4 protein-coding genes are annotated in these 11,401 nt (G+C 27.1%); 3 read left to right on the forward strand and 1 reads right to left on the reverse strand.

All coding sequences use genetic code 11. From position 1 onward, the window contains the following. The 3 genes from A9758_RS00745 to A9758_RS00755 form a co-directional block, all read left to right on the forward strand. Positions 1-714, forward strand: a 714-nt coding sequence (locus A9758_RS00745; RefSeq protein WP_069776309.1) for a Dam family site-specific DNA-(adenine-N6)-methyltransferase, incomplete at its 5' end; no start/stop codon positions are given. Positions 715-723: 9 nt separating this feature from the next. Then, a complete protein-coding gene (locus A9758_RS00750) occupies positions 724-1,584 on the forward strand; it encodes a type II restriction endonuclease (RefSeq protein WP_011405761.1) in 861 nt (286 codons plus the stop codon). 421 nt (positions 1,585-2,005) lie between these two features. Beyond that, positions 2,006-10,330: a right-handed parallel beta-helix repeat-containing protein gene (locus tag A9758_RS00755; RefSeq protein WP_011405762.1), complete on the forward strand. Its 8,325-nt coding sequence runs from the start codon at positions 2,006-2,008 to the stop codon at positions 10,328-10,330. 39 nt (positions 10,331-10,369) lie between these two features. Here the strand turns inward: A9758_RS00755 and A9758_RS00760 are convergent, their stop codons facing one another. Continuing rightward, positions 10,370-11,329: a hypothetical protein gene (locus tag A9758_RS00760; RefSeq protein WP_011405763.1), complete on the reverse strand. Its 960-nt coding sequence runs from the start codon at positions 11,327-11,329 to the stop codon at positions 10,370-10,372. Positions 11,330-11,401: the final 72 nt, after the last annotated feature.

Here is an 11,401-nt window from a genome sequence, read left to right on the forward strand (position 1 = left end):
AATAAAGAATTGATATTAATATATAATGCTATAAAAAATGATGATAAAAAAGTAATTACTTATTTAAAAGAAATGGAAAGTGAATTTTTAAAATTAGATAATGATAAACGTAAAGCATATTATTTAAATGTTAGAGAAGAATTTAATAATCAATTAAAAACATATGATTTTAAAAATTATTCTGAAGAAACAATAAAAAGAGCTGTTAAATCAATGTTCATGAATAAAACAGGATTTAATGGATTATTTAGATTAAATAAGAAAGGTGAATTTAACGTGCCTTTTGGAAGATATAAAAATCCTAAAATATGTGATGAAACCAATATTCATAATGTTCATAAAATTCTAAAAAATGTTACTATAAAAAATAAACCCTATGATTATTCTGAAAAATACATTGAAAAAGGTTCACTAGTATACTTAGATCCACCATACAGACCAATTTCTAAAACTTCCAGTTTCACAAGCTATTCTGATAATGAATTTAATGATGAACATCAAATAGAATTAGCACATTATTATGAGAGAATATCCAATAAAGGAGCATATGCTTTGTTAAGTAATAGTGATCCTCATAATAATGATCCAAATGATGATTTTTTTGATTTATTATATTCTAAATATTGTATTGATAGAATTCCAGCAAAAAGAAGTATTAATTCAAAAGGAAACAAACGTGGACCAGTAAATGAATTGTTGATAAAAAATTATTGAGGTTAAACTATGGTTAAATATGAAGTATTAGGTTACACATCACAAGAGGAATATAAGGAAGATTTCTTCAATAATTTATTACCTACAAATCATAGTTTTAATTATTTTGTTAATTGGAATAAGGTTTTTAAGAATGTTAAACAATATTCTATTGAAATTTCAATTTTAAATAGTTTAAGTAAGGTTGATGAAGAAGATCTTGAAGTAGAATTTAGAAAAATTATCAACTGTTATCCAGAAGTAGTTCCATTATTACCTGCTATTTTAGCAATAAGATTTAAATCTAAAAATTTAACTGTGGATATTTTAGAAAAAACATTTAAAACTTATAACTTCAATGATGAAGAATTTGATGAAGATGAAATAGTAACTTTTTCTAAAAAAACTGGTTTGTTAAAATTATTTACTAAAATAAATGATTTATATGCTTATTTGTTGGGAACAGAAGTTGGTTTAGATACTAATGGTAGAAAAAATAGGAGTGGAACAATTTTTGAGACATTAATTGAGGAAAATATAAACTCAATATTGGACGGTACAAACTATAAAATCCAATCACAAGGTTATGTTGATGGTATTTCTCGGAAAAAGAGGGCTGATTTTATAATAACAGATGATGATGAACAAGTTTTAGCTATTGAATGTAATTATTATAATGCAACTGGAAGTAAACCAATAGAAGTAACAAATGCGTATATAGAGTTACAAAATGAAATAAGTAATACAAATATAAAATTTTTGTGGATTACTGATGGTCTAGGTTGGAACAAAATGACAAGTACTATTTTAAAGGGGATGGAAAATATTGACTTTATTATCAATTACACTATGTTGGAAAATAGTATTAGAAAACTTTTAAATATTGAATAAGTCTCTTTTTTTATCTTATTTTTTTAAATTAATTCTGGCTAATTTTTCATGCTATTTATATATTATTTTTACTATATTATAGTATCATTTTATTTTACTTTATTCTTATTTCTTCTTTATAATAAATTATTAATATTCTTATCTTCATATATTAAATTATATCAAATTGTTTTAATAAAATTAAAATTTAATTTATTATTTATAGAAATATAATTATAATTAAAATCTTTGTATTTAGTTTAATTTTATTTTATAATTTGCTAATAGTTTAAATTTAATTATATGTCTTGTTAATAATATCTGGGATTTTTTTAGTTATTTTAATAGTTTGATGAGAGTTTTCATCTGATTAAATTTTAGATTTTGTTGGATGGAATGGAAATATTTAAAAAAATATATAATCAAAGAATAATGATTTTTTATGATAACAAGAAATAAAGCTCTATTTTTTGTTTTCACATTAGTATTACTTTTAACAGTAAGTATTGGTGCAATTTCTGCAAGTGATGTTGGAAATGATACTGATTTATCTGTTAGTGGTAGTGATAATATTAATCTTTGTGATGCATCGTATGATACAACATCATATGATAATAAAGTAGTAAGTGATAATAAAAAATCAGTTACTAAAAGTGTGTCTAAAGATGTAATATCTGATAAAAAGATTGATACTACAAAAAATAGTAATATTAATACTAAACAAGAAGTAGTTAAAAAGGATATTAAAACTAGTAATAGTTTAAAACGTGAAGATAAAGCTTCATTCACTGATTTGAATACTCAAATTACATCATCTGATAATATAACTTTAAATAATGATTATGTAAGAGGTTCAGGTGAAGATGCTATAACAATTAATAAAACAATTATAATCAATGGTAATGGTCATACTTTTGATGCTAATCAAATGGATGGTACTTTTATTATTGGTTCAAATGCAGATGTAACTATTAGTAATGCAAAATTCACTAATTATAAAGCTGTAGGTAGTTCTACTACTAAAGCATCTGTTTATGTTGATGGAGGAAAATTAACATTAATCAATGTGACATTTGAAAATAATAATGGTTCATTTGGTTCTGTGTTACATGCATATGATGGTGTGACTAAAATTTATAATTCAACATTCAGAGGTCTTAACTATGGAAGTCAAGGTGCTATTCAACACTCTTATGGTACTTTAATAGTTGATGGTTCTGTGTTTAATGGTACAACATCAAATAATGGTGCTATTCAAATTAGGTATGGTAGTGCTATAGCAAATGTAACAAACACAACATTTGTTAATAACATGGCAAATAATTATGGTGGAGCTATAAATAATAAAGGAGATCTCTTTGTAGATAACTGTATCTTTGATAGTAATAGGGCAGGAACCAATGGTGGAGCCATAGCTCTTAGAGGTAGTAAAACTATTACAATTCAAAATTCTGTATTTAAATCTAACAAAGTAGAAGGTACAGCATCATCTAAAAGAGGAGGAGCTATCTGTGCAAATAATGGTTTTTTAATATTAAAAAACAATACAATGACAAATAATTATGCAGTTAATGGTTCCAATATCTTTGTATGGTATTCTAATACAGTTTACACCACATACATAAAATTTGATAAAGCAACAGCAGTTGAAGATGAAGTATTTAATGTAATTGCAAGAGTTACTGATGATATGGGAAATTCAATATCAAATCTTGATGTGAACTTCACAATCAATGGTAAAAACTACACAGCACCTCTAATTGAGGGTGTTGCTAATATAAGTATTAGTGATGCATTAGAGCCAGGTAATTATACAATTACTGGAAGCTATGCAGGAGCAGTAATAGAAAATATTACAGTAACAGAAGGTAATCTTGAAGTAGTAGCTGCTGATGTATTTAAATATAAAATGTTACAAGAAAAAATTGACACTGATACAACAGGAATTATAACACTTGAAAAAGATGTTAAAAGAGGAAGTATTGAAGATAAGGTAGTTGTAAATAAAACAATTACTATAGATGGTAATGGACTATTTGTTAATGCAAATAAAGGAAGAATCTTTGACATAACAAATGGTGCAACATTAACATTAAAAAATATGATAATATTCAAAACTATCTCTGGTGAAGGAGCAATAGCAAATATCACAGGTTCTTCACACTTAGTACTAAATAATGTGACTATAATTAACAACACAGGAGTAAGTACAAATAATAAACAGTCATCATTAATATATGTAGACCCAACAAGTACTCTTAATATAAATAACTCCATTATTGAAAATAACACTGGTGCAATAATAGGATTACAAGGTACTGGTGTAATTAACAATACAAAAGTATATAATATTACAGCAATGGGTGAAAATGATCAAGGATTTATAAATAATGAAGCTACAAAAACAAATTCCTTAACAATAGTAAATTCCATATTTGATAAAAATACTGGAAGACTTGGTGGAATTTATGGAGCAAGACAAAATGGTCAATTAATTATAAAAAATACCACATTTACAAACAACCTCTTAACTAGAGGTAGTGGAACTGTATATGCTGGTGGTACTACAGACATATCTAACTCCTCATTTATAAACAATGCAGCAAATGGTTATAGTAGTAGTGGAACAGCAATATATAATAAGGGTGCATTAGTAGTAAATAATAGTGTATTTATAAATAACACTCTACCAACTGGTAAAAAAGGTTCTATTATATATAATGACTATGGTGGAGATTGTAGTATAACATATTCCATACTCATTCCAGCAGGGGAAGGTTCAGCACTATATAATAACTATGAAACAATACCAACTGCAAACTATAATTGGTGGGGAACAAATACTAATCCTAAAAAATACTTAGATCATGGAAGTGATTATGATTATGATTTAGAGGAAGAAACAGAATATTCTGACTTTAAAGTAGATTACTGGGTAGTATTAGATACAAAACTCACACCATCAAGTGATATTCCATATGGTAGTACAATTACAATAACATCAACATTAAACACATACACTGATAATAATGGTGTTATTAAAAACTTAGATTCAAAACTACCTGATGGAGTAGTAGTAGATTACACTTCAAATAAGGGTGTATTTGATAAAACACAAACAACAATAGTTGATGGTACAACAACAAATGAATACACAGTTACATCACCAAGTGCACAAATAAACATAACACAAGCAACACAAACTAATACATTTAACATCAATGCTATAATGCCAACACCACAAAAATATGTAATAACAGAATCTAACTTCTATGATTACTTCAACAACGATGGTACAATAAAACTAGATAAAGTAGTATATGGTTCACAACTAGAATTCTCTGGAACATTAACAAAGAAACATATGATAATAAACCTACCATTAAATCTAACAAGTCATACAACACAAGCAGTATTTACAAATGCACATATAACAATACTTGCTGATGGAGAAGATACTAACATTACAAATCTCATAATAAACAATGATAACTATGAAGAAAATGTAATATTATTAAACACAACAAGAAACATAAACATTAAAAACAACACAATCACAGCAAAATCCACAGATAAAATACATACAATTGAATTAATAGATACAAACAAAACAAACATAGAAAACAATACAATAACAACAAATGGTCCATCAAATGTTATTAAATATGATGAATTCTATATGGGATATCCAGATACATCATCTATTAAACTATACAATTCAAATAATAACATAATTGTAAACAACAACATTAAAACCAAAGCAACATCCACTGATGGTAAAACATTCAATACAATTACAGGTGTTGAAGTATATGGTAATGTAATGAACTTTGATGAAGATATCACATCAAATAACAATCAAATAATAAATAACAACATAACAACAGAAGGAATGTCTGAAGTATATGGAGTATTTGTATCATCTAAAGTAAATAACAATACAATATCATACAATAATATAACAGGTAGTGCAGATAGATACACTGCAGGTATACAACTTGTAGGACCAGCAACATTAAATACCATATCATACAACAAAGTTAATGCAACAGCAAAGAATATAACATATGGTATCATTGTTACAACCAATGATATGGGTAAAGTAGAAGAAAATAACATAACAAACAACGATGTTCTAACAAAATCAAGTACATCTTATGCAATAGAATTATATGGTGCAAATAAAAACAATGTTAAATATAATAATTTAATAAATAATCAAGATGCACCAGACTATGCAATGGGTATTGGATTATATCAATCAAAAGAAAACAACATAACAGACAACAACATAAATCTCGTAGGATATGAAGTGGAAAAACCAGTATTGGGAGATCAAATAACACCAGAAAATGTTGGTATTAAATTAATGCAAAACTCAAACACAAACATAATCAAAAACAATGACATAACAAGTATATCTACAAATGTAAATAACTATGCTATAAACATCACAAAAAGCTCATCAAACACAGTAACACTAAACACACTAACAGCAACAACACGCCTTGGAGACTTAGCAGTAACAACAGATTCACAAAATACAATAGAAAATAACAAACCAGAAGTTATAATAACAAATGATAACTATGGTGATTATTTTGATGAAGATGGAAATATTAAAAACTTAAACAGTGGAATGACAATATATCTTTCAGGTGAATTTAAAAATAAGAACTTCATAATAGATAGAAAACTTAACATACTCTCATACACAACACAAGCAGTACTATACAATTCAACATTTGTATTTGTTGATGGTGCATCAGATAGTAGTCTTGAAAATGTTATAATAAACAACAATGACTATGATACATATGTAATTTCAATAAATGGTGCAAACAACATAACACTAAAAAACAACACAATAACACAAGAAAACACTGAAGGAGCAACACATGGAATACAACTTGAAAACTCAAAATACAACACAATACACAACAACACAATAAATATTAAGGGACTATCCTATGTAATACAATATGTAAACTATGTTGGTCATTCCAATACAACAGCAATACAAGGATATAATTCATGTCATAATACAATAACAGAAAATAAAATAAATGTAGTAGCAACTGGTCTTGGAGATGCATCTTCAATTACAGATACAATTATTGGTATTGAATTTATTGGAAATAGTATGGATTACTCTAATATAATAGAAGCTAAAAATAATACTATTGCTAGAAACACAATAACACTAGATGGACAAAGCTATGCATATGCAATTAAAGTAGCAGATAAGGCAGATAATACTAATATAACCTACAATGATATAAAATCTCATGCAAAAGGTAGTGCATATGGTGTTGACTTTGAAGGACCAGCACAATCAAGTTACATAACAAATAACAGAATAAACACAACAGCACAAGACTTCACATATGGTATATTAATACAATCCATAATGGGAAAAGTAAACATACTTACAATAGATTCTAACATAATAAACTGTACATCAAGCACAGGATATGCAATAGAATTATACAATGTAGGAAAACCAAAGATAATAAACAACAACCTAACAGTAACAGGTAACTTCTCAATGGGTATAGGAGCACGTAAAATAACAGATGGTTCAATATTAAACAACAACATAACAACAACTGGTAACTCTAGTGGAAGAAATGCATCATCAGTCGATGAAATAACACCAGAAAATGTTGGTATTAAATTAACATTTAAATCAGAGGATAATACAATACAAAACAACCATATAATAACAAGTGATGTGGCAGAAGGTATTAATGTATATACAATAATAGCTAATGATTCAACATCAAACATAATCACACATAACACATTATATTCCACAAATCTAGTTGGTAGTAAATCAGTAAATGCATCAAACAACACAGTACGTGAAAACCTACCAGCAACACCATCAAATATAACAATTGCTCTAACAACACCAATATCAGTAGAAGTAGGAGATACTGAAAATATAACAGTAAGATTCTATGATGAAGATGGTAATCTTGTAACATATGGTAAAGTAACATTTAAGTATGGTGATAAAGAAGAAACTATAGATGTAGTAAATGGAATGGCAACACTAGCATATGTGGGTGTTGCTCCAGGAATCCAAGTATTGGATATAAAATATATTGGTAACTCTGACTACAATGAAAAAACAGAACAAGTATCAATAAAAGTATATTCACCATCCACATACACTGGAATTGTATATGTATCAACAAATGGTGATGATAGTAATGATGGATCTGTTGATAGTCCAAAACTCACAATTAAAAAAGCAGTAGCACAAGCACTAAAAGAAGGTGGAAGTCATCAAATCATAGTATTAGATGGAAGATACTATGTGAATGATGTAATAATTAACTCCTACCTAAATATTACAGGACAAGGCAATGTAATCTTTGATGGAAGAGGTCTTGGACGTATATTTAACATAACAAATGGTGATGTAATAATTAAAAACATTATCTTCACAAATGGTAAATCAACAACAGGTGGAGCAATATACAACATAGCAAATCTAACACTAATAAATGATACATTCATAGATAACACAGCAAATACTGGTGGAGCAATAACCACTTCATCAATAACAATAATTAATTCCACATTCAAAAACAATCAAGCAACAAGTGGAAATGGTGGAGCAATTAATGCTCTATACAACTCAACACGTGTAGTAAATATTACAGGTAGTGTATTTGAAAATAATATAGCTTCAAGTAATGGTGGAGTATACTATGAAAGTACAGGTAATATGATTAATATTACAGACTCAGTATTTAGAAATAATACTGGAGTAAGTGGTGGAGTACTATACTTATCTACAAATTCAACTATTAAAAATACTACATTCACTGATAACAATTCAACATACTCCTCATACTCTTCATATGGTGGAGGAGCAATCTATGTAACAAGTAAAAAACTTATAGTAATTGACTCTGTATTTACAAATAACTATGCTAAAAATTATGGAGCAGCAATACTTGCAAATTCACCACTTGAATTATTAAACACTACCATATCAAATAATATTGATAAATCAGATGGAATAATCTATGCTAGAAATAATCTAACAATCATAAACTCAACAATAGCAAATAACACAGCAAATGGTGGAGTAATATATATCAGCGGATATTCAGCAGTATTTAACATGACAAACACCAACATTTATAATAACTCTGGAAAAGGTGGAGTAGCAATCTATGTATCATCTCTTAAAAACTTCACAATAGACAATTCAACATTTACAAATAACATAGCAAATAACTCACAAAGAATAGTCTACATATCATCATCCAGTACAATAGGAGTTATAAATAATTCCTTATTCAAAAACAACATTGGTAACTACACAGTATATGGTAACAATAAAATAAATATAACAAACACAGTATTTGAAAGTAACTCTGTTAATGGAAAACTATTATACAACATAAATGCAGCAAATAACACCTACACAAACAACTCACTACCTGTTACACTCACACAAACAATAACAACCAACAAAACAAAAGTAAATATAACAGTAAAACTCAGCACTGATAAAGTATACAATACAACAGTAAATAGGGGAACAATTACAATAACTGATAATGGCCGTGAAATTACAAAAATAGATGTAAATGATAGTGATATAAATTACATATACACAACCATAGCAGGAGAACATAACATTGAAGTAACATACACAGATGCATCAAATGACTTTAGCACAAAATCCATGAATAAAACCATTACAATAGATAAAATAAGCACAACAATAACATTAAATCCTATAAATCCAATTAAAGTATTGGAAAACATTACAATAAATGCAACACTTACAGATGATGAAGGTAATGGAATTAGTAATGAAAATATTATACTAAAAATCAATGGAAAAACAATAACAACACTACAAACAGATGAAAATGGTAATGTACTATACAACTACACAATCAAAAACATGGGATTACACAACATAAATCTAATATATCAAGGAAGCGATGTTTACATGGCAACAAATACAAGTACAGTAGTATATGCAGATAGTCTTAAAACATCAATTATCCTAGAAAAAATCACAACAAAATACAATGATACAACAACAATCACAGTTGGAGTTGTTGATGAACTTGGAAATAATGTAACCACAGGACGTGTAATACTTAAAATCAATGGTAAAACACTAAAAGATGCTGATGGAAACATAATATATGCTGATGTAGTAAATGGAAGTGCAAAATTCACAACAACACTTAATATGAAACCAAAAATATACACTGTAACAGCAATATATGGTGGACGTAACTACTATGAATCATCCATAAATAACACAACACTTTTAATTACAAAACGTGATGCAACAGTATCATTTGAAGACATACCACAAGCAATGGCAGGAAAAGAAGTAATAATAAAAGTAAAAGTAGTTGATGATGATGTGGATACCTTAGTAAACACAGGACGTGTAATACTTAAAATCAATGGTAAAACATTAAAAGACACAACTGGAAACATAATATTTACAGATGTAGTAAATGGAATTGCAACAGTTAAATACACCATACCAAGTAATTTCAAAGCAAAATCATACACTTTAACAGCAGTATTCTCTGATAACTATTATAACAGAGTAGATGTAACTTCTAAATTTGATGTTATAACACAAACAAAATCATTAAGTACACTTCGAATTGATACAAGTATAATAACTGATGCAAAACCTATTCAATCAAATAATTCAAAAACAACAATACAAAACAATTACATACTACCAAAAGCTGTGAAAGTATAGGTGAAAATATTCACCTACTTTTTTTCTTTTTTATGAAAACTAGTTTTTATTTAAGTCAATAATTTCATCTAATTTATCTTCAGATATAGCTAGAATACTACTTATATCCTCTTTCTCATAGACATTACTTTCTAAGTTTTTAGATATCTCTAGTGTGTTAATAACAGTATCTATACATGCATTTGTAACATTTTCTTCCATTTGTTTATAATCAGTATTTTCATCTACTGACATTTTCTTTAGATGATTAATTGAATTTTCATATACTTTTATTAGAGAGGATACATTATATTTTTCAAGAATTTCATATATTTTTTCTACATTGAATTTTTCCAAGATTTCTATATATAATTTAAGTATGTAAATTACTTGATCTTTGGTGTAGTGTTCTATTTTATTTTTATTTTCATATAATCCAATACCAGTTTCTATTTTATAATTTAGTTGAAAATCATTAGTAGAGTTATCTGTACTAGTTTCTATTGGTTTTTCTGATTCTTTTTCTATTTTCTTCTCAATTTTAGTTTTTTGATGATTTAATAATAGTTCTTCAAAGATGTTATAGTGTAGTAATGTGATTTGTGTCATGTTTTTTTGTGTTTTAATATTTATTATTTTAAAACAGTTTATTATTCCTAATGTGAATATTTTCATATCTTGATATACACATGCTAGGTTTTCTTTAGGTATTTCTTGAAATTCCTTTGAATAAATCAAATAACGAGTATTTTTTAGGGGCTTTGTTAAGGCATCTGTTAGATATATTTCTGTTGGTTGGTATAATTTCTGATGTATTTTATAGTTATTAATTACATCCTTATTTAGATTCACATCATAAATAAATTTTTTATAATATCCTCTATTTAAATTATCTTTTAATTCTTTCTGCTGATTTTTCTCAAGTTGAGTATAATCTATCATTTGTGTTATTTCAAATAATTCCTTCTCAGCAGTAAAGATTTCCTTTGCATTTATAATTTTATTATCTGTATTTTGCATATTATAACCACTCTAAAAAAAATGTTCACTACAATTTAATTATGTTCTTTATTATAGTTAATTACTTAACTT

The sequence above is a fragment of the Methanosphaera sp. A6 genome, from assembly GCF_001729395.1.
In the GTDB taxonomy this organism is placed as follows: domain Archaea; phylum Methanobacteriota; class Methanobacteria; order Methanobacteriales; family Methanobacteriaceae; genus Methanosphaera; species Methanosphaera stadtmanae.

What these genes read in the sequence shown, in the direction of transcription:
- A9758_RS00750 (WP_011405761.1), top strand. Translation starts at nt 724, where the DNA reads ATGGTTAAATATGAAGTATTAGGTTACACATCACAAGAGGAATATAAG.
- A9758_RS00755 (WP_011405762.1), top strand. Translation starts at nt 2,006, where the DNA reads ATGATAACAAGAAATAAAGCTCTATTTTTTGTTTTCACATTAGTATTA.
- A9758_RS00760 (WP_011405763.1), bottom strand. Translation starts at nt 11,329, where the DNA reads ATGCAAAATACAGATAATAAAATTATAAATGCAAAGGAAATCTTTACT.